The sequence below is a fragment of the Microlunatus flavus genome, from assembly GCF_900110855.1.
In the GTDB taxonomy this organism is placed as follows: Bacteria; Actinomycetota; Actinomycetes; order Propionibacteriales; family Propionibacteriaceae; genus Microlunatus; species Microlunatus flavus.
Genome location: NZ_FOFA01000003.1, coordinates 113339 through 137048, shown reverse-complemented (window position 1 = coordinate 137048; position 23710 = coordinate 113339). Strand labels below are relative to the sequence as shown.

General features: G+C 74.7%; 29 protein-coding genes. 16 read left to right on the top strand and 13 right to left on the bottom strand.

The genetic code is table 11. The annotated features are described in order from the left end of the window. Window positions 1-39: 39 nt before the first annotated feature. Window positions 40-1674: a phosphoglucomutase (alpha-D-glucose-1,6-bisphosphate-dependent) gene (pgm, locus tag BMY04_RS08450; RefSeq protein WP_091178815.1), complete on the top strand. Its 1635-nt coding sequence runs from the start codon at window positions 40-42 to the stop codon at window positions 1672-1674. Between the two features lie 307 nt (window positions 1675-1981). On the opposite strand, the gene BMY04_RS08445 is transcribed toward pgm, so the two are convergent. Next, on the bottom strand, window positions 1982-2629 hold the full coding sequence (locus tag BMY04_RS08445; protein ID WP_091179613.1) for a response regulator transcription factor: 648 nt from the start codon (window positions 2627-2629) through the stop codon (window positions 1982-1984). 10 nt (window positions 2630-2639) lie between these two features. Continuing rightward, the gene (locus tag BMY04_RS22720) at window positions 2640-4841 is read right to left on the bottom strand and encodes a sensor histidine kinase (RefSeq protein ID WP_170854057.1); all 2202 of its coding nucleotides are present in this window, start codon (window positions 4839-4841) and stop codon (window positions 2640-2642) included. A 384-nt stretch (window positions 4842-5225) separates the two neighbouring features. Here BMY04_RS22720 and BMY04_RS08435 point away from each other — a divergent pair, with 384 nt between their 5' ends. The 5 genes from BMY04_RS08435 (at window position 5226) to BMY04_RS08415 (ending at window position 8709) form a co-directional block, all read left to right on the top strand. Next, window positions 5226-6386: a spore photoproduct lyase family protein gene (locus BMY04_RS08435; RefSeq protein ID WP_232506195.1), complete on the top strand. Its 1161-nt coding sequence runs from the start codon at window positions 5226-5228 to the stop codon at window positions 6384-6386. Between the two features lie 153 nt (window positions 6387-6539). Beyond that, window positions 6540-7742 carry an inorganic phosphate transporter gene (locus tag BMY04_RS08430; protein ID WP_198410020.1) on the top strand — a complete coding sequence of 401 codons (1203 nt, stop codon included), beginning with the start codon at window positions 6540-6542 and terminating at the stop codon, window positions 7740-7742. Window positions 7743-7762: 20 nt separating this feature from the next. Further along, the gene (locus BMY04_RS08425; protein ID WP_091178809.1) at window positions 7763-8038 is read left to right on the top strand and encodes a hypothetical protein; all 276 of its coding nucleotides are present in this window, start codon (window positions 7763-7765) and stop codon (window positions 8036-8038) included. 7 nt (window positions 8039-8045) lie between these two features. Next, window positions 8046-8399 carry a DUF3349 domain-containing protein gene (locus BMY04_RS08420; RefSeq protein ID WP_091179609.1) on the top strand — a complete coding sequence of 118 codons (354 nt, stop codon included), beginning with the start codon at window positions 8046-8048 and terminating at the stop codon, window positions 8397-8399. A 4-nt stretch (window positions 8400-8403) separates the two neighbouring features. Next, complete coding sequence (locus tag BMY04_RS08415) at window positions 8404-8709, top strand: DUF3349 domain-containing protein (protein ID WP_091178807.1); 306 nt, start codon at window positions 8404-8406, stop codon at window positions 8707-8709. 100 nt (window positions 8710-8809) lie between these two features. On the opposite strand, the gene BMY04_RS08410 is transcribed toward BMY04_RS08415, so the two are convergent. The 4 genes from BMY04_RS08410 to meaB all read right to left on the bottom strand — a co-directional run bounded on the left by BMY04_RS08410 (window position 8810) and on the right by meaB (window position 11130). Continuing rightward, window positions 8810-9355, bottom strand: a complete 546-nt coding sequence (locus BMY04_RS08410) for a MarR family winged helix-turn-helix transcriptional regulator (protein WP_232506194.1) — start codon at window positions 9353-9355, stop codon at window positions 8810-8812. Then, window positions 9352-9879: a PH domain-containing protein gene (locus BMY04_RS08405; protein ID WP_091178805.1), complete on the bottom strand. Its 528-nt coding sequence runs from the start codon at window positions 9877-9879 to the stop codon at window positions 9352-9354. The genes BMY04_RS08410 and BMY04_RS08405 overlap by 4 nt, the downstream gene beginning before the upstream one ends. Before the next feature lie 15 nt (window positions 9880-9894). Next, window positions 9895-10062 carry a hypothetical protein gene (locus tag BMY04_RS22715; protein ID WP_170854056.1) on the bottom strand — a complete coding sequence of 56 codons (168 nt, stop codon included), beginning with the start codon at window positions 10060-10062 and terminating at the stop codon, window positions 9895-9897. Window positions 10063-10173: 111 nt separating this feature from the next. Beyond that, complete coding sequence (gene meaB, locus BMY04_RS08400; RefSeq protein WP_091178804.1) at window positions 10174-11130, bottom strand: methylmalonyl Co-A mutase-associated GTPase MeaB; 957 nt, start codon at window positions 11128-11130, stop codon at window positions 10174-10176. A gap of 61 nt (window positions 11131-11191) precedes the next feature. On the opposite strand from meaB, the gene mce reads away from it, so the two are divergent. From mce to BMY04_RS08385, 3 genes are all read left to right on the top strand, one after another. Then, window positions 11192-11689, top strand: a complete 498-nt coding sequence (mce, locus tag BMY04_RS08395; RefSeq protein WP_232506193.1) for a methylmalonyl-CoA epimerase — start codon at window positions 11192-11194, stop codon at window positions 11687-11689. A gap of 80 nt (window positions 11690-11769) precedes the next feature. After that, on the top strand, window positions 11770-13242 hold the full coding sequence (locus BMY04_RS08390; protein WP_091178800.1) for a DivIVA domain-containing protein: 1473 nt from the start codon (window positions 11770-11772) through the stop codon (window positions 13240-13242). Window positions 13243-13367: 125 nt separating this feature from the next. Next, the gene (locus BMY04_RS08385) at window positions 13368-14597 is read left to right on the top strand and encodes a DivIVA domain-containing protein (RefSeq protein ID WP_091178798.1); all 1230 of its coding nucleotides are present in this window, start codon (window positions 13368-13370) and stop codon (window positions 14595-14597) included. Window positions 14598-14675: 78 nt separating this feature from the next. On the opposite strand, the gene nucS is transcribed toward BMY04_RS08385, so the two are convergent. After that, on the bottom strand, window positions 14676-15392 hold the full coding sequence (gene nucS, locus BMY04_RS08380) for an endonuclease NucS (protein ID WP_091178796.1): 717 nt from the start codon (window positions 15390-15392) through the stop codon (window positions 14676-14678). Window positions 15393-15436: 44 nt separating this feature from the next. Between nucS and BMY04_RS08375 the strand changes: the two genes are divergently transcribed. The 3 genes from BMY04_RS08375 (at window position 15437) to BMY04_RS08365 (ending at window position 16845) form a co-directional block, all read left to right on the top strand. After that, the gene (locus tag BMY04_RS08375) at window positions 15437-15709 is read left to right on the top strand and encodes a hypothetical protein (RefSeq protein WP_091178794.1); all 273 of its coding nucleotides are present in this window, start codon (window positions 15437-15439) and stop codon (window positions 15707-15709) included. Beyond that, on the top strand, window positions 15706-16536 hold the full coding sequence (locus tag BMY04_RS08370) for an alpha/beta fold hydrolase (protein WP_232506192.1): 831 nt from the start codon (window positions 15706-15708) through the stop codon (window positions 16534-16536). Before BMY04_RS08375 ends, BMY04_RS08370 begins: the two co-directional genes overlap by 4 nt. A gap of 81 nt (window positions 16537-16617) precedes the next feature. Continuing rightward, window positions 16618-16845 carry a hypothetical protein gene (locus tag BMY04_RS08365; protein ID WP_091178791.1) on the top strand — a complete coding sequence of 76 codons (228 nt, stop codon included), beginning with the start codon at window positions 16618-16620 and terminating at the stop codon, window positions 16843-16845. A gap of 45 nt (window positions 16846-16890) precedes the next feature. Here BMY04_RS08365 and BMY04_RS23240 read toward each other — a convergent pair whose 3' ends face one another. Next, the gene (locus tag BMY04_RS23240) at window positions 16891-17646 is read right to left on the bottom strand and encodes a peptidylprolyl isomerase (protein WP_091178789.1); all 756 of its coding nucleotides are present in this window, start codon (window positions 17644-17646) and stop codon (window positions 16891-16893) included. Window positions 17647-17731: 85 nt separating this feature from the next. Between BMY04_RS23240 and BMY04_RS08355 the strand changes: the two genes are divergently transcribed. After that, complete coding sequence (locus BMY04_RS08355) at window positions 17732-18343, top strand: cob(I)yrinic acid a,c-diamide adenosyltransferase (RefSeq protein WP_091178786.1); 612 nt, start codon at window positions 17732-17734, stop codon at window positions 18341-18343. Here the strand turns inward: BMY04_RS08355 and BMY04_RS08350 are convergent. After that, the gene (locus BMY04_RS08350) at window positions 18340-18981 is read right to left on the bottom strand and encodes a DUF2332 family protein (RefSeq protein WP_091178784.1); all 642 of its coding nucleotides are present in this window, start codon (window positions 18979-18981) and stop codon (window positions 18340-18342) included. The two genes, BMY04_RS08355 and BMY04_RS08350, sit on opposite strands and share 4 nt — an antisense overlap. 48 nt (window positions 18982-19029) lie before the next feature. On the opposite strand from BMY04_RS08350, the gene BMY04_RS08345 reads away from it, so the two are divergent. Next, entirely contained in the window at window positions 19030-19764 is a 735-nt protein-coding gene (locus tag BMY04_RS08345; protein ID WP_091178782.1) for an MOSC domain-containing protein, read from the top strand. 153 nt (window positions 19765-19917) lie between these two features. Here the strand turns inward: BMY04_RS08345 and BMY04_RS08340 are convergent, their stop codons facing one another. Then, window positions 19918-20322, bottom strand: coding sequence for a hypothetical protein (locus BMY04_RS08340; RefSeq protein WP_091178780.1), 405 nt, complete (start codon window positions 20320-20322; stop codon window positions 19918-19920). A gap of 282 nt (window positions 20323-20604) precedes the next feature. On the opposite strand from BMY04_RS08340, the gene BMY04_RS22710 reads away from it, so the two are divergent. After that, a complete protein-coding gene (locus BMY04_RS22710; protein ID WP_170854055.1) occupies window positions 20605-20760 on the top strand; it encodes a hypothetical protein in 156 nt (51 codons plus the stop codon). Further along, the gene (locus BMY04_RS23045; RefSeq protein WP_198410019.1) at window positions 20757-21938 is read left to right on the top strand and encodes an excalibur calcium-binding domain-containing protein; all 1182 of its coding nucleotides are present in this window, start codon (window positions 20757-20759) and stop codon (window positions 21936-21938) included. The genes BMY04_RS22710 and BMY04_RS23045 overlap by 4 nt, the downstream gene beginning before the upstream one ends. A 33-nt stretch (window positions 21939-21971) precedes the next feature. Here the strand turns inward: BMY04_RS23045 and BMY04_RS08330 are convergent, their stop codons facing one another. The 3 genes from BMY04_RS08330 to BMY04_RS08320 are packed head-to-tail and all read right to left on the bottom strand — an operon-like array spanning window position 21972 to window position 23699. Beyond that, entirely contained in the window at window positions 21972-22400 is a 429-nt protein-coding gene (locus tag BMY04_RS08330) for a hypothetical protein (protein ID WP_091178777.1), read from the bottom strand. Then, window positions 22393-23007, bottom strand: coding sequence for an Asp23/Gls24 family envelope stress response protein (locus BMY04_RS08325; RefSeq protein ID WP_091178775.1), 615 nt, complete (start codon window positions 23005-23007; stop codon window positions 22393-22395). Before BMY04_RS08325 ends, BMY04_RS08330 begins: the two co-directional genes overlap by 8 nt. After that, window positions 22998-23699 (bottom strand): RNA polymerase sigma factor, encoded by a 702-nt coding sequence (locus tag BMY04_RS08320; RefSeq protein ID WP_198410018.1) that lies wholly within the window; start codon window positions 23697-23699, stop codon window positions 22998-23000. The genes BMY04_RS08325 and BMY04_RS08320 overlap by 10 nt, the downstream gene beginning before the upstream one ends. Window positions 23700-23710: the final 11 nt, after the last annotated feature.

Here is a 23710-nt window from a genome sequence, read left to right as displayed (position 1 = left end):
CCGACGCCTGGCGGGCACGGGGCTCGGCAGAATGGCGCCATGGCCCACCCTCGCGCCGGTCAGCCGGCCCGCCCCGAAGACCTGATCGACGTCGACGCGGTCATCGGCGCCTACTACGACCTCGTGCCCGACCCGTCGAACCCCGACCAGCAGGTCGCCTTCGGCACGTCCGGCCACCGCGGCTCGAGCCTGGACGTGGCGTTCAACGACCGCCACATCGCGGCGACGACGCAGGCGATCGTGGAGTACCGCGCCGCGCAGGGCATCACCGGCCCGCTCTACCTCGGCAAGGACACCCACGCGCTGTCCAGGCCGGCCTGGACGACGGCCATCGAGGTGCTGCGCGCCAACGACGTGACCGTGCTGGCCGAGAACGACGAGGACTACACCCCGACGCCGGCGGTCTCCCGGGCGATCGTCGTGCACAACGCGCAGCTCGCGGCCGGGCAGCCCCAGGCCGACGGCATCGTCGTGACGCCGTCGCACAACCCGCCGCGCGACGGCGGCTTCAAGTACAACCCGCCGCACGGCGGCCCGGCCGACACCGACGCCACCTCGGCGATCGCGAAGCGGGCCAACGAGCTGCTGGCCGACCCGTCGGGCATCCGCCGCGCGCGCTACAGCGAGGTCGCCTCCGACGTCCACCGCCACGACTACCTCGGCGCGTACTGCGAGGACCTGGTCAACGCCCTCGACCTGCGCGCCATCCGCGACGCCGGCGTCCGCATCGGGGCCGACCCGATGGGCGGGGCGAGCATCCAGTACTGGGAGTACATCGCCGAGCACCTCGGCGTCGACCTCACCGTGGTCAACGAGCGCGTCGACCCGACCTGGTCGTTCATGACCCTGGACACCGACGGCAAGATCCGCATGGACTGCTCCTCGCCCAACGCGATGGCCAGCCTCATCGGCAACAAGGACGCGTACGACATCTCCACCGGCAACGACGCCGACTCCGACCGGCACGGGATCGTGACCCCCGACGCCGGCCTGATGAACCCGAACGCCTATCTCGCCGTCGCCATCTCCTACCTGTACGCGCACCGCCCCGGCTGGCGCGGCGACGCCGGCATCGGCAAGACCCTGGTGTCGTCCTCGATGATCAACTTCGTCGCGGAGGACCTCGGGCGGCGCCTCGTCGAGGTGCCGGTCGGGTTCAAGTGGTTCGTGCCCGGCCTGCGCAGCGGCGACGTCGCCTTCGGCGGCGAGGAGTCGGCGGGGGCGTCGTTCCTCGCGCTGGACGGCAGCACCTGGACGACCGACAAGGACGGCCTGCTGCTCGCCCTGCTGGCCAGCGAGATCCGCGCGGTGACCGGACGTTCCCCGAGCGAGCTCTACGCCGACCTCACCGCCAAGCACGGCACCCCGGCGTACGCCCGGGTGGACGCACCCGCGAACCGCGAGCAGAAGGCGAAGCTCGCCAAGCTCGACCCCTCCGCCGTGTCGGCGACCGAGCTGGCCGGCGAGCCGATCACCGCCAAGCTCACCCGCGCCCCCGGCAACGACGCCCCGATCGGCGGCCTCAAGGTCACGACGGAGTCGGCCTGGTTCGCGGCCCGCCCCTCGGGCACCGAGGACGTCTACAAGATCTACGCCGAGTCGTTCCGCGGCCCCGAGCACCTCGCCCAGGTCCAGGAGGCCGCCCGCGAGGTGGTCTCAGCCGCGCTTGCTTGATGGGCTCGCTCCGCTTCGCCTGCGGAGATCGCTCTGATCCTTCGTCTTCCTCGCTCCCGGGCACGACGAAAAGCGTGTCGTGCCCGTCCGCTCGTCCAGACGAAGGCGCGATCTCCGGCGTGACTCGGGTTCCGGGACCCGGCTGACACCGGACCGCGCGCCGGTGCCTGGACGACCGGACGGTGACGACACGTTCTTCCGTCGTCACCGGGAGGGAGGAAGGCGCCGGGTCAGAGCGCGGTCCGCGGCCGAGCGGAGCGAGGACAGTGTCACAGCGCGGTCCGCGTCCGAGCGGAGCGAGGCAGCGTCACCGCGGCTCGATCGGCGGGACGATCCCGTCCTCGATCGCGCGGCGCAGGAGGTCGACCTTGGTCGAGGCGGGGCGTTCGGCCTCGGTGTACTTGGCCCGGATGCGCCGCAGGTACTCCCGCGCGCTGTTCTCGGTGACGAAGAGCTGCGCCGCGATCTGGGCGATCTCGACGCCGCTGACGTAGAGGACGAGCACCTCCCGCTCGCGGTCGCTGAGGCGGGCGCGGACGAAGTCGGCGTCGCCGTCGATCATCGACAGGACGTCCGGCGACAGGAGGATCTGGCCGGAGGCGACCTGCCGGATCTTGTCGAGGGTCAGGTGCACGGGCTCGGACTTGTGGCTGAGGCCGTGCGCTCCGGCCGCCAGCGCACGGCGGATCAGGCGAGGGCTGTCCAGCACGGAGTAGACGAGCACGCGGCTGCCCGCGGCGATGACGCGCGCCACGGTCTCCCCCGGGTCGGAACCGTCGCCCAGGGCGAGGTCGAGGACGACGACGTCGGGCGGTTGCTGCTCGACGAGGGCCAGCAGCCGGCCGGCGTCGGTCGCGTGCCCGCGGAGGCGTACGGGGCGTCCGGACGCGGCCCGCGCGGCGCCGAGCAGCCCGACCCACACGACGTCGTGGTCGTCGCACACGACCACGCTCACGGGCTCCAGGTCACCGGGCACGGGTGTCCACCCCCTGCGGCACGGTCGCGCCCCGGGCGTCGAGCCGGACGAGGTGGGTGCCGCCGGCGTCCTCGGTGAGGACCGACGCGGCGGTCGACCCCTCCTCGGGCGCCAGGCGCACGACCAGCCGCGAGACCGTCGGGACGGCGAGGGCACGGCGGACGACGTCGAGCACGGACTGGGCGATCGGCGGCGGGACGACGGTGTGACGGCTGTCGACGAGGCGGACGTCCACCCCGCGCCGCCGGGCGGCCTCCGTGAGGTCGGCCAGCTCGTCGTTCATGACGTTGCGGGCGACGATGGACTCGCGCAGCGTGGCCTCGAGCATCAGCGCCTCGTGCCGCAGCTCGTCGGGGACGCTGCCCCGTACGAGCGCCAGCCGGAGCAGGATCGACCGGGCCTGCGTCCGCAGGTCGGCGACCCACAGCGCCCGCTGCACGCGCGCCACGTGCTGGCGGGCCGAGGCGTCGATGGCCTCGTCCTCCTCGCGGCGCAGCACGACCTGGCGACGCCCGATCGCGAGCAGGACGCGGTCGACGAGCACGGCCATCACCACGAACAGGACCGCCCCGACGCCCCAGCTGAGCACACCCGCCAGGCCGTCCGGACCGGTCAGGCAGAACCACAGCACGCAGGCCTCCATCGCGGCGAGCCCCACCAGGGCCCAGCCGGTGCGCCGCCGCACGACGAGCGTGACCAGCACGAGCTGGACCACGAAGTAGTGCCAGACCAGCTTGCCGAGCGCGGACGTCGGCAGGGCCAGGAGCATCGAGGCGCAGGTGCCTGCCACGGCCACCACGACGAGCGCGGCGTCGCGCGTGCGCAGCCGCAGGCCCGTCCCCCGACGCAGCACGAGCAGCGTCGCCGCCGTGCCGAGCACCATCGCGACGACGAGCGCGCCCGTGGAGCGGTAGGTCGAGGCGGTGGCCGCCGCGATGGCGAGGTTCACCACGAGCGCGAGCAGGGTGACCGCGCTGAAGCGGCGGGCGGGGAACTCGGCGGGCAGGAGGGGCTCGCCCTGCTCGAGCTCGGGCACCAGCCGGTCGAGCACGCGCGGCCGTCCGCTCCAGCCCAGGCTGAAGGTGGTGCCGCGTCCCTCCTGGGTCGCCAGGCGGGGCGACAGTCCGGCCTGCCGGCTGGCCTCGAGCATGGACACCCGGACCCCCAGCCGGTCGCCGGGCAGGTGGTCGGGCCGGAAGCCGCGCCCGTCGTCGGCCACGCGCGCCCGCACGACCAGCTCCTCCCCCTCGCGCTCGGCCTCGAAGGACGCGTCGACGCGGCGCGCCCCGCTGTGGCGCACCGCGTTGCGCACGGCCTCGCGCGAGGCGCTGAGCAGCGCCTGCGCGACGGGGCCCGGCACACGCAGCGACGCCGCCGTCGGGTCGACGTCGGAGGTCCAGCCGACGTCGGGGCTGACCCGGCGCACCGTCTGCTCGGTGAGGTTCGCGAGGACGGAGACCGACAGGGCGCCGGTCTCGCCGGCGTCGCCCAGCGCGTCGATCGTGGCCAGGGTCTCGCGCGCCAGCCGGGCGGTGGCCTGCTCGGTCGCGGCGTCGGTGCCCCGCCCGGCGGCGGTCAGCGTCGTCATCACGTCGTCGTGGATCATCTGGTCCAGGCGCGCGCGCTCGTCGGCGACCGCGCGGTCCACGGCCTGCCGCACGCCCTGCTCGCGCAGGCGGGCCGCCAGCTCGTCCGCGGCGCGCGCCGCGCTCAGCATGCCGAGCGCCACCACACCCACGACCAGCCCGGCCGAGGAGGCGAACAGCCCCTCCCCGACCGCCTCGACGAGGCTGACGCCGCCCCCGCCGGGCAGCAGCCGCAGCCGCGCCCAGGCCACGGCGACCAGGACGCCGTACGCGGCGCCGAACCAGACCCGCCCCCAGACGCAGGCGCACACGACGGCGAGCCCGACGTGGAACCAGAAGAACGGGTAGGCGCCGGACCGGGCGAACCACGCCATGGACCACAGGCCGACGACCGTGTACGCGGCGAAGGCGAGCAGCCAGGGGCCGAGCGGTCGGCCGCGGACGGCCCGCACGACCATGGCGACCACGATCACCGTCCCGACGGCCATCACCGCGGTCGTCCAGGCGCGGTTCAGCGACGGCGCCTGCTGCACGAAGGCCTGGACGCTGGGCATCAGGCCGAGCACGGCGTAGCCCGCCACGAGGCGGTGGATCATCGCCGTCATGTCGTGAGCCACCGGGCTGGAGGACCCCGGGCCACCGGCCGGGCCGGACGAGGGCGTGCCTGGGCCGCGTGTCGACCGGGCAGCACCCGGCGCAGCGCTCACCTGCTCCCCTCCCCAGGCGCCGGACCACGCGCCTGCCGGACCGGCCCCCGGCGGCCGTCCCGTCGACCGTGGTCGACCGGGCTCCCCCGCCAGGGACCGGCCTCCCGCCCCCCGAGCCCCGGTCACCGCGAGCACGTCCCCCCGAATGCGCCGCGGTGCCCGGAATGACAGACCTATCGCGGATGTTGATGTTGAACAAGCAATCGCCGCTAAAAGTCGCCGTTTGTCACCCTCCGGTGGGACGCCGAGCACACGTCGCGCGTCACCCGGGCAGGAGCCCTCGTGATCTCAGCACCGTCCACCCCCGCCTCCGTCGACCCCGCTCCCGCCACCCCTGCCCCCGCCGAGCCGGGGCCCGGCTCGCCCCGCGTGCGCCGCTGGACGCCGCGCCGCGTCCTGGTCACGAAGGCCGCCGTCGGGCTGCCGCACACCGACGAGGTCCTGCGGCGGGCGGCCCAGGCCGGCGTCGAGGAGGTCGAGACCGTCGGGCGCATCGTGCCGCCGCGGACGGCCAACGAGCGCGAGGCGTACGCGTGGGCCAAGTCGACGCTCGCCGTCGTCGTGGCCCCGCCGAGCGCGCGCAAGCCGCAGCCGATCCCGCCGAGCGCGGACTGGCGCATCGACCTGGCCCGCGGCTGCCCCGCCCACTGCCAGTACTGCTACCTCGCCGGTTCGCTCACCGGCCCCCCGATCACGCGCGTCTACGCCAACCTCGACGAGGTGCTGGCCCCGATCGCCGGGCTCACCGGGCAGGGCCACGTGACCAGCGGGACCGCGGCGCGCGGGCACGAGGGGACGACCTTCGAGCTGTCCTGCTACACCGACCCGCTCGGGATCGAGCACGTCACGGGCTCGCTCGCCGCAGCCGTCGCGCAGGTCGGCACCGGGGTGCACGGGGACGGCGCCAGCCTCCGCTTCACCACGAAGTTCGACGACGTCGCCGAGCTGGCCGCCCTGCCGCACGGCGGCCGGACGCGCGCCCGCTTCTCGGTCAACGCCGCCGAGGTCGCCGCGCGCTTCGACGGCGGCACCGCCCCCGTCCCGGCGCGGCTGCGCGCGCTGGCCACCCTCGCGGCCGCCGGCTACCCGGTCGGCCTTACGATCGCCCCGGTGATGCCGGTCGAGGGCTGGCGGGAGACGTACGGGCAGCTGCTCGACGACGTCCGCGCGGTGCTCGCGCCGGTCGAGGCGGCCGGCCACCCGGTCGACCTGACCGTCGAGGTGATCACGCACCGCTTCACCCCCGGCAGCCGCGACGTGCTGATGTCCTGGTACCCGCGCACCAAGCTGGAGATGGACGTCGACGCACGACGCGCCAAGCGGTCCAAGTTCGGCGGGGTCAAGTACGTCTACCCCACCGAGACCATGCGTGCGCTGCGGTCGTGGTTCGAGGCCGAGGTGCCTGCGCGCCTGCCCGGCACGCCCCTGCTCTACCTCACCTGAGCCGGTCCCGCGCGCTCCCGGCCGGTCGTCGCGACGCCCGTCGCCGGCCGTCCGGTGTCGCGTGACGGACCAGTCGGTGAACAGTGGATGAATCATCGCGCGGGGGACGTTCCCAGGTGGATTTCCCCAGGCCCCCGACCCAAAGATCGAGCCGTGACCGAAGCGCTGTTCATCCTCGTGATCGTCGTCGTCACCGCGTTGGCGTTCGACTTCACCAACGGCTTCCACGACACCGCGAACGCGATGGCCACGTCCATCGCCACCGGTGCCCTCAAGCCCAAGACCGCCGTCGTCCTGGCCGCGGTGCTCAACCTCGTCGGCGCCTTCCTCAGCATCGAGGTGGCCCTGACCGTCAGCAACAAGATCATCAGCATCCAGGGCTCCAACGGGGCCCCGATCCCCGAGCTCATGGGCGTGCCGATCCTCACGATCGTCTTCGCCGGGCTCGTCGGCGGCATCCTGTGGAACCTCGTGACCTGGCTCCTCGGCCTGCCGTCCTCCTCGTCGCACGCGCTGTTCGGCGGCCTGATCGGCTCGGCCATCGCCGCGCTCGGCCTCGGCGGCGTCAAGTGGGACGGCGTGATCTCCTCGGTCGTGATCCCGGCCTTCGCCTCACCGGTGGTCGCCGGGCTCGTCGCGGCGCTCGGCACCTGGACGGTCTTCAAGATCACCGCCCGGGTCGCCGCCGACAGCCGCGAGAAGGGCTTCCGCTGGGGACAGATCGGGTCGGCGTCGCTCGTCGCCCTCGCGCACGGCACCAACGACGCCCAGAAGACGATGGGGGTGATCACGCTCGCGCTGATCGCGTACGGCAGCTGGAACCCGGGTGAGGGCATCCCGCTGTGGGTCAAGATCGCCTGCGCCCTCGCCATCGCCTCGGGCACGTACATCGGCGGCTGGCGCGTCATCCGCACGCTCGGCAAGGGTCTCGTCGAGATCAGCTCGCCGCAGGGCATGGCCGCCGAGTTCGCCTCCGCCGCCGTGATCTTGTCCTCCAGCCACCTCGGCATGGCGCTCTCGACCACGCACGTGGCCACCGGCTCCATCCTCGGCTCGGGCGTCGGCAAGCCGGGCGCGCAGGTCCGCTGGGGCGTGGCCGGCCGCATGGTCGTCGCCTGGTTGATCACCCTCCCGGCCGCCGCGGTCGTCGGCGCGATCTGCTGGGCCGTCGCGCACGGCATCGGCGGCGCGGCCGGCATCGGCCTCGTCTTCGTCGTCCTCGTGGCGGCCGCCGGGCTGATGTTCCGGCACTCCCGCAAGACCAAGATCGACCACAACAACGTCAACGAGGAGTGGGAGGGTGGTCTGGCGCCGAAGTCCGAGACCGCCGAGACCCGCTCCACCGTCAGCGTCTGAGCAGCGCAGGAGACTTGATCATGGGTGAGATCTTCCTCAAGGCCTTCGAGGCCCTCTGGCAGGTGCTGGTCGCCGGGATCGTCCTCGGCGCCGGGCTGCCGGCCGTCTTCGCGCTCGGCATCCGGGTGCTCGGCAACGGCCGCACGCTGGCCGCCGACGGCTCGACCTACTCCTCCCCGCCCACCGGCGCCGGCCGGGCCGGCTCGACCGTGCTCTTCGCGGTGTGCGTGGCGGCGGTGCTCTTCGGCATCTTCCTGATCGTCGCCGGCGGGTTCGGCATCAAGGTCTTCGGGTGAGGTGATCATGACCAGCACCGACAGCCCCACCAGCACCGAGACCCCGAACGTCGTCGTCCGCGTCCTGCAGTGGCTGGAGGCGGGCTACCCCGACGGCATCCCGCCGCAGGACCGCTTCCCGCTCGTCGCGCTGCTGCGTCGTCGGCTGACCGACGAGCAGACCCACGAGATCGTCGCCGACCTCACCGCGCCCGGCGCGCTCGAGACGCGGGGCGACGACCCGATCACCGCCGCCGAGATCGAGCAGCTCGTCGCGCGGCAGCTGCACGAGTCCCCGTCGCCCGAGGACGTCGCCCGGGTCTCGGCCCGGCTCGCGGCGGGCGGCTGGCCGCTCGCCGACGCCGCGGACCCCACGGACTGAGGCCGTGGGTCTCACGGGCTGGGTGTCCTCGGTCGTGGGCTGGCTGCGCGCCGGCTACCCCGACGGCATCCCCGCGAACGACTACGTGCCGCTGATCGCGGTGCTGGCGCGACGGCTGAGCCACGACGAGGTGCGCGCGGTGGCCACGGAGCTGGTCCGCGAGGGCCGGCTGCCGGTCGACGACGCCGACATCGGCACGGTGATCACCAAGGTGATCGACGAGCTGCCCTGCGAGGAGGACGTCGCCCGCGTCCGTGAGCGCCTCGCCCGGGGCGGGTGGCCCCTGGCCGACCCGCGCGGCGCCGCCTGAGCCACCGCTCGGCCGAGCCGCCGACCTGCACGAACCGCTGAGGGACGACACCCGGATCGAGTTCCGGGCCGTCGTCCCTCAGCGTTTCGCCGGTGCAGCGTCACACCTCGAAGTCGCCCGCGGCCTCGCGCGGCGGGGTCAGCAGCGAGGTCAGGTCGTCGCACTGCTCGTCGCTCAGGGACCCGAGGCCGAACCGCGCACCCATGACCACCTCGGTCGCGCGCTCGACGAGGTCGCGCCCCTCGGGCGTGATGGTCGCCAGCACCGCGCGCCCGTCCTCGGGGTGCGGCGTACGCCGGATCAGCCCGGCCGCCTCCAGACGCTTGACCAGCGGCGTCACCGAGGTGGCGTGCACCTGCAGCCGCTCGCCGATCTTGCCCAGTGGGAGCGCACCACGCCGGGAGAAGGACAGCAGGACCAGGACCTCGTAGCGGGCGAAGGTCAGCCCGAGCGGCCGGAGCCGCTCGTCGAGCTCGGTCAGCACGAGCTGGTGCACCCGCATCAGCGAGGTCACCGCCCGCATCCGCGGGACGTCGCCCCAGTGCTGCGACCACAGGCCCGCCGCGGCCTCGATCGGGTCGAACGGCAGGCTCGGGCGACGCCGCACCGCGGCCGCGGCCGTTCCGGGGTCGGGCTCGGCGCTCACGTGCCGTCGTCCTGGGCCGGGGCGGTCGCGCGCAGGCCGGCGCGCTGCATCGTGTCCTGCAGCACCGCGTCCCGGCCGTCGATGTCGGCGACGAAGCGGATCTCGCTGATCCCCTGCACCTGGGCCGCCGACTCGAACACGAAGTGACCGTAGTTCAGCAGCCGCCCGAGCAGCGGCTTCTTGACGGTGATGTCGAGGATGCGCCCGAGCGGGACGCTGGCGCGCTGGGTGCTGAAGGTCCCGTGCACCCGGAACACGCGCATGTTGGTGATGACGAACCGGTCGCGGTACTCGTCCAGCACCCGGAACAGCGCCTGCCCGCCGAGCGCGAGCCCCGCCAGGAGCACGACCCAGCGCACCGGACCCGCGTACGCGAACGCGCTCACCGCGAGCGGGACGGCGACGCCGAGCCGCACCCAGGCGAACGCGCTGGCGGCCCAGTGCTTGCGGACCTCACGCACGACGTACTCGTTCTGGGCGCGCAGCAGGTACTGGTCGACGTGCGGGTCCAGCCAGGCGATCACGAGACCGGCGACGCGTCAGGAGGCGAGGCTGGTGAAGAACGTGATGATCGAGCCGAAGGCCTTGCCCACGGCCAGGAACGCCGTGCGCACCGCCGCGGCCGCGCCCTCGGGCTGGTTGACGACGTAGAACAGGCAGAAGCCGACGACGAGCACGAACAGGAAGCGCTTCACCCACTTCGTCACGCGGTCCACCTCCTCGTCGCAGCACGCCGGCGGGCCGTCGTCGGCCCGCGCAGAATCATGCTGCACGCCGCGCCCCGTGTCGCGGTGCCACGCCGCAGCGTCGGCTCGTCGTCAGCGCGGCTGCGAGCCGTCCAGCACCTCGCGCGCCGCCGCGTAGGGGTCGAGCCGGCCGGCGGCCACCTCGGCCGCCACGCGGTCCAGGTCGGCCCGACCGTGGGCGGCCCGCGCCCGCACCTGCGCCAGGACCAGCTGCTCGACCTCGCCGCGCGCCCGGCGCGTACGGCGGGTGGCCCAGCCCCCGGTGCGGCGCTGGCGGCCGACGAACGCCTCGACGGCGGCGAGCACGTCCTCGACGCCGGTGCCCTCGCTGCTCGACAGCAGCACGACCGGGGGCGCCCAGGCGTCCGGCGCGCGCTGGGAGTGGTTGACCATGGCCCGCAGCTCAGCCGCCAGCGCGGAGGCCCCGTCGCGGTCGGCCTTGGTGACGACGAGCACGTCGGCGACCTCGAGCACCCCGGCCTTGGCCAGCTGGACGCCGTCCCCGGCGCCCGGCGCCAGCAGCACCAGCGTGACGTCCGCGGTGGCCGCCACCGCCACCTCGGACTGCCCGACGCCGACCGTCTCCACGAGCGTGGTGGTGCAGCCCGCCGCGTCGAGCACACGCAGTGCGGCCGGCACCGCGACCGCCAGCCCGCCGAGGTCGCCGCGGGTCGCCATCGAGCGGATGTGGACCCCCGGGTCGAGGGCGTGCTCCTGCATGCGGACGCGGTCGCCGAGGACGGCGCCGCCGGAGAAGGGCGACGTGGGGTCGACCGCGAGCACCCCGACCCGCTCCCCACCGCGGCGCAGCGCGGTCACGAGGGCGCCGACGGCGCTCGACTTGCCGACCCCGGGAGCGCCGGTCAGCCCGACGACGAGGGCGCGACCCGTGTCGGGGGCCAGGTCCGCGACGAGCGCCGGCACCAGCGGCGAGGAGGCCTCGACGAGGCTGATCGCCCGCCCGACGGCTCGGGGCCGGCCTGCGCGGACGCCGTCGACGAGCGCGTCGGGGTCGGTCACGGTCACCATGGCCGGCCCAGTCTCGCAGGGCCGCGCCGCCCGGGCCCCGCACCCGGCCTACCGTGGTGCCGTGGCGGACGAGGGGCGGGGCGCACCGGTCGGCGCGGGCGTTCCCGGCGTCCCCGGCGTGGTCGCCGTGGACCACGTCGGCATCGCAGTCCGTGACCTCGACGAGGCCATCCGCTTCCACACCGAGGTCCTGGGCCTCGTCCTCGTGCACCGCGAGACCAACGAGCAGCAGGGCGTCGCCGAGGCCATGCTCGCCGCCGCCCCGGCACCCGCCTCCCCCGGCGGCCCGGTGGACGGCGCCGCGCAGGTCCAGCTGCTCGCGCCGCTCGACGACGCCTCGCCCCTCGCCCGCTTCCTGGAACGGTCCGGCCCGGGGCTGCAGCAGCTCGCCTACCGCGTGGCCGACCTCGACCACGCCTGCGCCGAGCTCCGCACCCGGGGCCTGCGTCTGCTCTATGATCGGCCCGCATCGGGCACTCGCGGCTCGCGGATCAACTTCGTCCACCCCAGGGACGCCGGCGGCGTCCTGCTCGAGCTGGTGGAGGTCGCGGTTCCGTAGGGCGACCGGAGGAGTCGACCCGGACGTGCACCCGACGGGGGGTCGGGGCGCGAGCGCGGCTCGGGGAAGGAACGTCACACATGGCCCGTTCGGAGAACGCCGGTCTCGGCCTGTTCGAGGACACCGCGAGCGCCGCGGGGAACTTCCCCAGCGCGCTGCGCGGCTACGACCGCCAGGCGGTCGACGACTACGTCCGCACGCTGGAGGCGAGCGTCGTGCAGTCGCGGGCGCACGCCGCCGACCTGGAGCGCCAGGTCACCGGCCTGCAGGACGAGCTGTCCGAGAGCAAGCTGCGCGAGGTCGACCCCGAGGACGTCGACTACGCCGGGCTCGGCGGGCGCGCGAACGAGATCCTGCGGCTGGCCCAGGAGCAGGCGAACGACCTGACCACCGCGGCCACCCTCGAGGGCGAGCGCATCCGCGAGGAGGCCCGCCGCGACGCGGCCCAGCTGCGCGACCAGGCCGAGCGCGACAGCGGCGAGCTGCGCAGCGGCGGCATGAGCGAGATCAGCGAGCTCCGCTCCCGGCTGCAGGGCGAGGTCGCGGGCCAGGTCGAGCGCGCGCAGGCCGAGGCGGCCGCGCTGCTCGACGCCGCGCGGCGCGAGGGCGAGTCCCTGCGGCTGCAGGCCCAGCACGAGGCGGCGTCGCTGCGCGAGGGCGCGCGGCTGGAGACCGACGGCCTGAGGCGCGAGGTCGAGCGCGAGGTCGCCGAGGCGCGGGCCGACGTCGCCCGCGAGCGCGAGGAGGCGCTGGCCAGGGCCCGCAGCGAGCACGACGAGCTGACCACCCAGACCAAGGCGATGCTCGCCGAGGCCGCCGATCACCACACCCAGTCCACCGGGCGCCTCGAGGCCGACATCGCCGAGTCCGCGCGCATCCGCGCCGAGGCGGTGAGCGAGGCCGAGCAGGTCCGCGCGAACGCCATCGCCGAGGCCGAGAACCGCATCGCGACCGCGCGCAAGCAGGCCGCCGCCATCACCGCGCGCACGCAGCAGGAGTTCTCCTGGCGCAAGCAGCAGCTGCGGCGCGAGACCGAGCTGCTCCAGCAGCGCAAGCAGGCCGTGCTCAGCCAGCTCGCGAGCCTGTCCGAGCTCGCCCAGCAGACCGCGTCGTCCTTCCCCGACCTCGACGAGGACCGGCCGCAGGCCTCCGGGTCGGGTCGGGCGCCGGCGCCCGAGGTGGCCGACGTGCCCGAGGACGGCGACGACCGCACGATCCTCAAGAGCTACTCCGCCCCCACCCTCCCGGCCGAGCAGGCCGCGTCCTCCGAGGAGGCGCAGCAGGCCGAGCCGGCCCAGGACGGCGACGACCGGGCGGTCGTCGTCACCGAGGCCGGGCAGCCGGCGCAGCCGTCCGCGGAGGAGCCCTCGGGCGGGTCCGGTGCCGCCGGGCCGGTCGAGCCCGAGAGCGAGCAGGAGACCGTGCAGCGGGACAGGCCGAACGACCGGCCGGTCGAGGACGTCGACGACATCCCGGTGGACGGCGAGCCCACCCTGCTCGCCGCTCCCGACAAGCGCCCGCGCGGCGGCTCGAGGCCCAACCGGCCGCGCTGACGCGGCACGCCCGGGCGGCGGTGCGTACCCAGGCGTCCCGGCCCCGACCCGCTAGCCTGGCGGCCTGCCGTGGTACGGGTCCCCCACCGTCCAAGGGGGCCCCGGCGGCGTTCGAGGGGGCCCCGATGAGCACGACCATGCACGACGACTCCGACTCCGGTACGAGTCGCTTCCCCACGGCGCGCAAGGGCTACGACCGCTACGCGGTCGAGCGCTTCGTCGCCGAGACGGCGGCCCAGATCGCCGCACTGAGCCACGAGATCGAGACGCTGGCCGGCCAGAACCGCGCCATGGCCGCGCGGGCGGCGACGGCTCCCGACTTCTCGGCCCTGGGCGGACGGGCGCAGGAGATCCTGCGCGTCGCCGAGGAGCAGGCCAAGGAGACGTCGCAGCGGGCGAGCTCGATGGCCGACGACCTGGTCGACGGGGCGCAGCGCGACGCCGACCGGATGCGCGACGACACGAACCGCGAGCTCGAGGAGCTGCGCCGCTCGCGGCTGGCGGAGCTCGAGGACCTGCGCGAGCGCGCGGAGGAGGACGCCCGCGTCTCGGTCGAGCGGGCCCACGCCTCCGCCCAGCAGCTGCTCGCGGCCGCCCGGCTCGAGGCCGAGTCCGTCACCACCGAGGCCCAGGCACGCGCCCGCGACCTCACGCAGTCGGCGCTCTACGCCGCCGAGCAGACCCGTGCGGCGGCCGACCGCGACGCCGCGAGCATCGCCGCCGACGTCGCCGCCCACCGCGAGACGGTCTTCGCCGAGCTGCACCGGGCCCAGGAGGAGGCGGCGTCCCGGGTCGAGGCGATGCTGGCCGACGCCAACCGGCAGCAGACGACGACCGCGGCCCATCTCGCCGCCGAGACCGAGCAGGCGGTCGCCCTGCGGGCGCAGGCGCTGGCCGACGCCGAGCAGATCCGCACGACCGCCAGCGACGACGCCCGCGCGATGATCGCCGCCGCCCAGCAGCAGGCCGCGACGATCGACGAGCGCGCCCGCCAGGAGTACACCTGGCGCCGGCGCCAGATGCGCCAGGAGCAGGCGCTGCTCGACCAGCGCCGCGCGGCGATCCTCGGTCAGCTCACCTCGCTCAGCGCGCTGGCCGCGGAGACCGCCGGGAACCTTCCCGAGGTCCCCGAGATCCTGTTCAGCGAGTTCGAGAACGTCTCGTCAGGCCAGGACGCGCAGCGTCGTCCCGCCGAGCAGCCCGACCAGGCCGGTGGGTCGGAGCAGGCGGAGCAGCTGGAGGAAGCCGTCGGGTCCCGCGACGAGCAGGCTTCGCGCCACGACGACGAGCGGGACGACGCGCACGGGGACGAGGACGCCACCACGGTGCGCTACCTCGACAGCCGGAGCGCCTGAGCCGGCCGGCGTCCCCGAGCGCTGCAGAGACCACGTCTCCGGGCGCGACCGCCAGCACGACGCGGTCGGGAGCGTCGCTCAGAACAGGCGCGACCCCGGGTCGTCCAGGCCGCGCAGCACGTCGTAGTCGACGAGGACGCACGACAGGCCACGGTCCTCGGCCAGCGTGCGGGCCTGCCGGGTGATGCTCTGCGCGGCGAAGATCCCGCGCACGGGCGCGAGCAGGGCGTCGCGGTTGAGCAGCTCGAGGTAGCGGGTGAGCTGCTCGACGCCGTCGATCTCGCCGCGCCGCTTGACCTTGACCGCCACGTACGCGCGGTCGGCGTCGCGGCAGAGCAGGTCGACGGGGCCGATCGGCGTGGGGTGCTCGCGCCGTACGAGCGAGAGCCCCGGCGCGAGGCTGGCCGGGTGCTCGGCGAGCAGGGCCTGGAGGTGCGCCTCCACGCCGTCCTTGACCAGGCCGGGGTCGACCCCGAGGTCGTGGCTGGAGTCGCTGAACACCTCGCCGATGGAGATCTGCAGCGTGTCCCCGTCGCGACCGCGGACCTCCCACACCGCGGTCAGCGGCTCGGCCGGAGCCGCTGAGCCCGGTAGCGGCTCGGGCACGGGCGGGGCGGGCCGCTCGGTGAGCGTGCAGGGCGGGCTCATCCAGTTCAGCGGCTTGTACGCGCGGTCGTCGGCGTGGATGGAGACCGAGCCGTCGGCCTTCACGAGGATGAGCCGGGTGGCCATCGGCAGGTGGGCGGACAGCCGTCCCGCGTAGTCCACCTGGCAACGGGCGATCAGCAGACGCACCGAGACACCTTAGGCCGACTCCGGACGGCTGCCAGACTTGGACCGTGGCCCGTCGACCGAGCAAGCACCTGCGCCCGGCGCGTCCCCTCTCCTCGGGCCACGCGTCCGCGCAGACCAAGGCCGACGGCGCCTGGGTCGTGCGCAGCGTCGCCGGCGCCCGGGCGACGAAGGAGTACCGGTGCCCGGGCTGCCAGCAGGTCGTCCCGCCCGGCACCCCGCACGTCGTGGTCTGGCCCGCCGAGCCCTCCTGGTCCAGCCCCAGCGCGCTCGAGGAACGTCGGCACTGGCACACCGGCTGCTGGCAGCGGCGCCCGTGAGCGCGGCACCGGCCGCAGCGCCGATCCCGGGGGCGGCCCCGCTGGCGAGCACCACGTACGGCGACGCCGGCCCCCACGTCGTGCTGCTGCACGGCCTGTTCGGCCAGGGACGGAACTTCACCGGCGTGGCCAAGGCCCTCGCGGCCGGCGCCCGCGTGACGCTGCTCGACCTGCCCGACCACGGGCGCTCGCCGTGGACCGACGACGTCTCCTACCTCGGCGTGGCCGACCGGGTGGCCGCCCAGCTGCGGACCGAGGCGCCCGGCGAGGCCTGGACGGTCGTCGGCCACTCGATGGGCGGCAAGGTCGCGATGCTCGTCGCGCTGCGCCACCCGGACCTCGTGGATCGGCTCTGCGTCGTCGACATCGCCCCCGGCACCAGCAGCGCGGTCAGCGGCTTCGGCACCTACGTCGAGGCCATGCGGGCCGTCGACCTCGCCGCGCTCCCGGACCGGGCCACCGCCGACCGGGTGGTCGCCGAGCGCGTGCCCGACCGGACCATCCGTGGCTTCCTGCTGCAGAACCTGCGCCGTGACGGCACCGGCGAGCAGGCCCGCTGGCGCTGGCAGATGAACCTCGACCTGCTCGGCGACCGCCTGCCCGACCTGGCTGGTTGGCCGGAGGGCGACCTCGGCACGTACGGCGGCCCCGTCCTGTGGCTCGCCGGGAACGACTCGCCCTACGTCACGCCCGAGGCCGCCCCGGCCATGCGGGCCCTCTTCCCGCGCGTCCGGCTCGTCCGGATCAAGGGCGCCGGCCACTGGGTGCACGCCGACCAGCCGGAGGTCTTCGTGGCGACCCTCCGCGGGTTCCTCGCGGCCACCTGACGGGCAGCAGCGGCGCCCCCGGCGCAACCGGGCGCCGGGGCGGCGTGGAAGGGTGAGGGACGACCGCCTGAGGAGGTACCGGTGCACGACCTGCTCGTGACGCTGCTGACGCTGGTGCCGCTCGACGCGACGCCGACCCCGCAGCAGCCGGTGGGTCCCTCGGGCGCCGGCAACGGCTTCGCCGCCACCGTCGTGCTCGGCGGCTTCTTCGGCCTCGGCCTGATCGTGCTCGCGGCGGTCCTCACGAGCATGCGGCCCAAGCGCCACGACCCGCGCGACACCCCGCCGCCGCGGCCGCGCCCGCGCTGAGCCGCTGGACCGGCCGGGCCCCCGGCACCGGCCCGGCACGCCCGGCTAGGACGCCTTGGTGATGCTCTTGATCTTGGCCGGGCTGTTCGGCACGCCGCTGCCGTCGGGGCTGCTGCCGTCCTGGCCCTGGGAGGCGATGCCGGCCACGACCTCGCGCGACTTCTCGTCGAACGAGCCGAAGACGGTGTAGCTGGGCGGCAGCGGGGAGTCGTCCCAGACGAGGAAGAACTGCGAGCCGTTGGTGTTCGGCCCCGCGTTGGCCATGGCCAGCGTGCCGCGCGTGTACTTCTCGGTGCCGTCGGTCTCGTCGGGGAACGTGTAGCCGGGGCCGCCCCGCCCGGTGGCGGTCGGGTCGCCGCACTGCAGCACGAAGATGCCCGAGTCCACGAGCCGGTGGCAGCGGGTGTCGTCGAAGTACTTCTGCGCCACCAGCGACTCGAACGAGTGGACCGTGCAGGGGGCCTTCGCCCGGTCCAGCTTGAGCGTCACGTCGCCCTCGCTCAGGTGCATGACGTAGCTGACCGTGCCGCTGCTGGAGATGTCGCTCGTCGTGGGCGGCTGCACCGGGCGGGCCGGGCTGCCGGTCACGGTGTACTCGCAGGCGCCGTCCGACGGGCCGGTCCCGTCGGGCTCCACCGAGGCCGGGCCGCCTGGCGTCGGCGTGGCGGCGGGGGCGGCGGAGGACGGGGCGCCGCCGGTCGGGTCGGTCGGCACCGTCCCGCAGGCGGGCAGGAGCAGCAGCGGCAGGCCGGCCAGGAGCAGCGTCAGGCGGAGGGCTCGGCGGGGGGAAGGGCTCGGCACCGGGCCAGGGTGCCACGCGTCGCCGGGCGGGGCGCTCCGACAAGCCGGAGGCCTGCCGCGCGGTGGTCCTGCGTAGGGTGAGCCCGTGGTCGTGCTCTCGAAGATCTACACCAAGACCGGCGACGGCGGCCGGACGCGCCTGACCGACATGACGGAGGTCAGCAAGAACGACCTGCGCGTCGAGGCGTACGGCGACGTCGACGAGGCGAACGCCGCCATCGGGGTCGCGCTGGCGACGGGCCAGCTGCCCGACGAGGTCGCGGCCGTGCTGTCGACCATCTCCAACGAGATGTTCGACGTCGGCGCCGACCTGTCCAACCCGCTGCGCCCGCTCGGTCCGGACGACCACGAGCCGCTGCGGGTCACGCAGGCCTACGTCGACCGCCTCGAGACCTGGTGCGACCGCTTCGGCGACGAGCTGCCGACGCTGCGCTCGTTCATCCTGCCCGGCGGGTCGCTGGCCGCGGCTCAGCTGCACGTCGCCCGTACGGTGACCCGACGCGCCGAGCGGGCCGGGTGGGCGGCGGTCGACGCGCACGGCACCGAGGAGTCAGCCGAGGGCGACGGCGGCGTGAACGTGACCGCGCTGCTCTACCTGAACCGGCTGTCGGACCTGCTGTTCATCCTCATCCGCGTCGTCAACGGGCCCGAGGGCGACATCCTCTGGGTGCCGTGCGGCGACCGGGTGCACGACTAGACCGTTCGGTCGGCGGTCCCCGCGAGCCACGCGAGCACCCGGCCGCGCGACCAGCAGCGCGCGAGGGCCTGCGGCTCGCCCTTCCGGTCGTCGAGGAGGGTCAGGCCGACGATGCTGTGCCCGGACGCGGGCCGGTCGCCCAGCGTCGGCACCCCGGGCGCGACGCCGACGCCCTCCACGGACACCCAGGCCAGCGGACCGGTGGCGTCGCGGAGCACGTCGACGACCGAGCGCCGGCACGGAGCGGGCAGCCGGGCGAGAGCCCACGCGGTGAGCAGGACCGTGAGCACGCCGGTCGGCCCGTCGGCGAGCGCCGCAGCCAGCCGGGTCTCCAGGTCCGGCCCGAGCGGGACCGCCCGCCGGGCCACCACCGGTGGCACCGGCGTGCCGGGCACCCCCCGGCCCCCGACGACCCGGCACGTCAGCCGCACCGACGCGTGGGGGTCGCCGAGCACCCGGCCGTCGCTGTAGGTGGTGCAGACCTCGTCGAGCCCCAGGTCGAGGTCGGTGCCGGGGCGTGGGCCGCCGACGAGGTCGACGAGCGCGACCGCGCCCGACCCGGCCCGCCGGGCCGCGTCGGCCACCGCGGGCTGCAGCACGGCGCAGGCCTGGCCCTCGGGCGTCGGTGACGCCACCATCCGCCCCTCCTCCGCCGCCCGGCCACGATCGCCTGGCATCGTGGGCCCGTGACGCGCGTCGGGACCGTGCAGGCGATCTTCCGCTACCCCGTGAAGTCCACCGCCGGCGAGTCCCTCGACGTCGCCGACGTCGAGGCGCGCGGGCTGGTGCTCGACCGTACGTGGGCGGTGCGGACCGCCGACGGCGGGATCGGCAGCGGGAAGACGTCGCGACGGTTCCGCAGGCTGGACGGGCTGCTGACGTGGCGGTCCGGCGTCGCGGACGACACCGGCGGACCCGGCGGCCCGGCCGCCGGGGTCTGGCTCGAGGACCCGGAGGCACGACGGTTCGGCGCCGGCGACCCGGCGCTGGACGAGGCGCTCAGCGCAGCCTGGGCGCGACCGCTGACCGTCGAGCACGAGGCCGGCACGCCGTACCACGACGACTCCGGGGTCCACCTGGTCACGACGTCCTCCCTGCGCCGGGCCGCCGAGCTGACCGGCGGAACCGTCGACGCGCGCCGCGCCCGGCCCAACCTGGTGCTCGCCACCGAGGAGGACGGTTTCGTCGAGGACGGCTGGGAGGGCGCCGGGCTGACGGTCGGTCCCGAGGTCGTGCTCCGGCTCGGGGCTCCGATGCCCCGCTGCGCGATGGTCGACGCCGCGCACCGCGACGTCGCGCCGGGCCCACGGCTGCTGAAGACCCTCGGCCGCGAGCACGGGACGTTCCTCGGGCTGAAGGCCGAGGTCGAGCGCCCCGGCACGGTCCGCACCGGCGACGAGGTCCGGCTGCTGCGCGGCTGACCCGAGCCGAGGAGACGCTCCCCGAGCCCGTCGAAGGACCACGAAGTGGTCGGCGTCTTGGTGGGCGAATCGAGACGCTCCCTGAGCCCGTCGAAGGGCCACGCAGTGGTCGGCGTCGTGGCGCAAGCGGTCGGCCGCGGTCGGCGTCGGTCCTCAGCCGCGCAGCTGCGCGACCAGCCCGGTGACCCACGGCACGAAGTCGCGCCCCTGCTCGAGCGCGGCCGAGGCGGTGGAGAGGAGCGGGTAGACCGAGGCGACGAGGGTGATCACCACGACCAGCACCGTGAGGGCCCAGGCGACCGGCGTACGGAGCGTGCGGACGAGGCCGGCACCCAGACCGAGCACCAGGACGAGACCGAGCAGCCCGACGCCGACGATGCGCCCGACCGGCACGTCGAGGGCGCCGGCCGAGGCCCCGTCGGCCGAGCCGATCACGCCGAGGACGGGAGCCAGCACAGCGCCCAGCACCAGCAGCACGCCGACCACGGCGACGACCAGGGCGACCCGGACGCCCGTGGGGCGACCGGCTCCGGAGGACGTGGAGAAGCGGGCGGGCACGGCACCTCCTGGTGGGCGGTTCGGGTCGACGGGTGGTCCACCTGCCAGGACGCCACGGACCCCGGCGCCGTCACGCCTCTCACCCCAACGAGGGTTTCTTCTCAGGATGTGCACAGGGAACGGTCCCGGCGGGCTACGGTGCGGCGACCACCGGGGGATGGTTCCTTCTGCACGCCCCTGGTCGGCCACCGTTGACACCCCCGCCCGCCAGCGCGCCGTCGTGCGTCCGTCAGCCCTCGTGCCCCGGACGACGCCGTGCCTGGCTCGACGACCAGAGGTTCCATGACACGACTCCGGCTCCCGGCTGCCCTCGCCGCCCTCACCCTCGGACTCGCGCTCGCGCCCGCGACGGCGTCCGCGGCCCCGGCGACCCTGCAGGTCGACCCGGTGCAGGACGACGTCCTCTTCGCCGACGCCTTCCACGGCACGATGAGGTGAGCTACAACTGCTCGGGACTCGTCGACGGCACCAGCCCGGACGATCCCGTCGTCCTGGCGGTGACGGTCAGCGAGGTCCGTGGCAACGGCGAGTACCAGGCCAGCGCCGGAGGAACGGCTCCCGCCGACTGCACCGGAGTATCCGTCACCACCGAGGAGATCGCCCTCGGGCTGGGCTACGGGGACGAGATCTTCAGCGGCGCAGCGACGCTCGAGGTCGACCTGTACAGCCCGGACCTCGGGCAGCACTACGGCTCCACCTACTCACAGCAGGTGACGGTCGTCCGGCAGGACGAACCGACCCCCACGCCGGAGCCGACGCCCACGCCCACGCCGGAGCCGACGCCCACGCCCACGCCGGAGCCGACCCCGGACCCGCCGGCGCCCGCTCCCCTGCCGGCCGCCGTCCTCACCGTCGACGCCTCGCCCGAGCCCGCGATCAAGGGCTCGACCATCAGGGTCAAGGGCAGCCTCCGGCGCGACGGCAAGGCGTACAAGGCGTCCACCGTGCTGGAGTTCCAGGCCGACGGCGACGGCGCGTACGCGAAGGTCAAGACCGTCAAGGCCAGCACGAAGGGGGCGCTGTCGGCCTCGGTGAAGGCCGACCGTCCCGGCAGCTTCCGCTACCGCTTCGCCGGTGACAGCAAGACCCAGGCCGGCACCTCGGGTGCCGACCACGTCGACGTCCGCAAGGCGACCGTCCGCCTCACGGTCGCGGCGCCCGCGTCGGTGACGAAGGGCGGCTCGGTCAAGGTCAAGGGCAGCATCAAGCGCGAGGGCAAGGGCTGGAAGGCCAAGACCGTGCTCGAGTTCCGCCGCGACGGGGGCGGCTGGAGCAAGGTCAAAATCGTCACGAGCAGCAAGAAGGGCACGCTCTCGGCGAAGGTCAAGCCGAGCGGTTCCGGGTCGTACCGCTACCGGTACGCGGGCAGCAGCACCACCGAGGCGGCTGCCTCGGGCGCCGACCACCTCGTCGTCAAGCCCAAGCCGCCGGCCAAGCCGAAGCCGAAGGAGTACGCCAACTGCACCGCGCTGACCAAGGTGTACCCGCACGGCGTCGGCCGGTCGGGCGCGAAGGACAAGGGCGGGAGCGTCACGAACTTCGTCCGCGACACCAAGACCTACAAGCTCAACACCAAGAGCGACCGCGACAAGGACGGCATCGCCTGCGAGCGGTGAGGCTGCAGGACCCGTGGACCCCCGTCGCCGGCCTCAGCCGGCGACGGGCTCTGCGGTCTCCACGGCGGGCTCGATGGCGAGCACGCTGATCTCGATCGTCCCCGGCACGAACCCGCACCGGGCGACGAGGTCGACGAGCTGGTCGTGCAGCTCGAGCACCGAGGCCCGGGCCTGACGTTCCGCGCGGGTCGCGAGGTTGACGTCGAGGTCGACCACGCGGCCGTGCGTCGCCACGGCCACGCCGTCGACGCCGTTGCGCTTGCGCAGCCCGTGCACCGAGCCGAGCAGCGTCGGCTCGAGGCGCAGGACGCCGGGGTGGGCCAGCACGGTCTGGCCGACCTGCTCGCGCAGCGCGTCGACGGGGTCCACGGGCACCTCCGGGGCGGCCACGGCGGCCGCGGGTTCGAGCGCGACGGGGTCCAGCCCGGTCGCGGTGGTGAGGTCTTGGGAGAGCTCAGACATCGTGCACGTCCTCCACGACGATGTCGACGCCGACCACGTTCAAACCGACCTCCTCGTCGACGACCGCGATGACCGCGCGCCGGACCTCGCTGGACAGCTGGGGGATGGACACGTCGGCGCCGACGCTGACCCGCAAGGAGACCCGCACGTCCGAGGGGATGCGGACGGGGCGGCGCTCCCCCGTCGTCACCTCGGGGGGCTGGGGGTCGTCGACCACCTCGATGCTGCAGCGGCGGACCTGCAGCCCGCCGTACCGGTCGCCGGCGCGGCGCACGACGGTCGCGACCGCCTGCTCGCTCACCGTCAGGTCGACGGTCACCTCTCCGGCGACCGGCTTGCTGAGCGGCAGCCGACGGCTGCGGCGGGCCTCGGAACGGGCGACCTCGAGGATGCGGGCCACGACCTGCGGACCGGCCTGCAGCTCGGGGTCCTCGTCGTCCGCGGTGCGCAGCTCGGCGGTCGCGCGCTCCAGCTCGAGCAGGCTCGCCCGCGCGGGGCCGCAGAAGGGGCACGTCTGCTCGTGCGCGCTCGGCGGGCGGTCGATGGTGGCCCAGACATCGTCGATGTCGCGACCGCAGCCGAGCTGGGTCGAGCTGCTCACCGCCATGCGCTCATTCCTTTCGCGAGGTTCTGGCGCGCCCGGGCGAGGCGTCCCCGGACCGTGGAGACGGGAAGGTTCGTCGCGAAGGCGATCTCGGGGTAGGAGAGGTCGTGCAGCTCGCGGAGCACCCAGCATGCTCGCTGCTCGTCGGGCAAGCGTCGCAGGAACGTGTCCAGCCCGCGCAGCTGGGCGTGGTGCTGCGCCAGCGACGCCGGGTCGGACGCCTCGTCGAGCGGGAGGTCCGCCTCCAGCTCCTCCGGCTCGGTGGCGTCCGTACGCCGGCGGGTCCGGGTGCGCAGCACGCTCAGGCACCGGCGGGTGGCGAGCTGGTAGACCCAGCGGTGGAACGCCTGCGCGTCGGTGAGGCTCGGCAGCTTGCGCCAGACCAGCACCAGGCAGTCCTGCACGACGTCCTCGGCCTCGCCCCGGTCGCCCAGCATCCGGTAGGCGAGCCGGAACACCGGCCCCTGGTAGCGGCGCACGATCAGCTCGAACGCCTCGAGGTCGCCCTCCTGCGCTCGCCCGACGACGGTCGCCTCGGCGAGGCCGCCGGGGTACGGCGCCGGCCCCGCCTGGCCCGCCCGGGGCACGCCCTCGGGCTCGCCGCGGCCCTCGCCCGGCACGCCGCCGCGCGCCTCGTGCTCCGCGTGCGGGTCAGCACCGGGGGCCGTCAGCGCCTCACGGTCCTCGATCTCCACACCACTCCGTT

What these genes read in the sequence shown, in the direction of transcription:
- pgm (WP_091178815.1), top strand. Translation starts at nt 40, where the DNA reads ATGGCCCACCCTCGCGCCGGTCAGCCGGCCCGCCCCGAAGACCTGATC.
- BMY04_RS22720 (WP_170854057.1), bottom strand. Translation starts at nt 4,841, where the DNA reads ATGACGGCGATGATCCACCGCCTCGTGGCGGGCTACGCCGTGCTCGGC.
- BMY04_RS08425 (WP_091178809.1), top strand. Translation starts at nt 7,763, where the DNA reads ATGGGTGAGATCTTCCTCAAGGCCTTCGAGGCCCTCTGGCAGGTGCTG.
- BMY04_RS08420 (WP_091179609.1), top strand. Translation starts at nt 8,046, where the DNA reads ATGACCAGCACCGACAGCCCCACCAGCACCGAGACCCCGAACGTCGTC.
- meaB (WP_091178804.1), bottom strand. Translation starts at nt 11,130, where the DNA reads ATGGTGACCGTGACCGACCCCGACGCGCTCGTCGACGGCGTCCGCGCA.
- BMY04_RS08390 (WP_091178800.1), top strand. Translation starts at nt 11,770, where the DNA reads ATGGCCCGTTCGGAGAACGCCGGTCTCGGCCTGTTCGAGGACACCGCG.
- BMY04_RS08385 (WP_091178798.1), top strand. Translation starts at nt 13,368, where the DNA reads ATGAGCACGACCATGCACGACGACTCCGACTCCGGTACGAGTCGCTTC.
- BMY04_RS08350 (WP_091178784.1), bottom strand. Translation starts at nt 18,981, where the DNA reads ATGGTGGCGTCACCGACGCCCGAGGGCCAGGCCTGCGCCGTGCTGCAG.
- BMY04_RS22710 (WP_170854055.1), top strand. Translation starts at nt 20,605, where the DNA reads ATGACACGACTCCGGCTCCCGGCTGCCCTCGCCGCCCTCACCCTCGGA.
- BMY04_RS08330 (WP_091178777.1), bottom strand. Translation starts at nt 22,400, where the DNA reads ATGTCTGAGCTCTCCCAAGACCTCACCACCGCGACCGGGCTGGACCCC.
- BMY04_RS08325 (WP_091178775.1), bottom strand. Translation starts at nt 23,007, where the DNA reads ATGGCGGTGAGCAGCTCGACCCAGCTCGGCTGCGGTCGCGACATCGAC.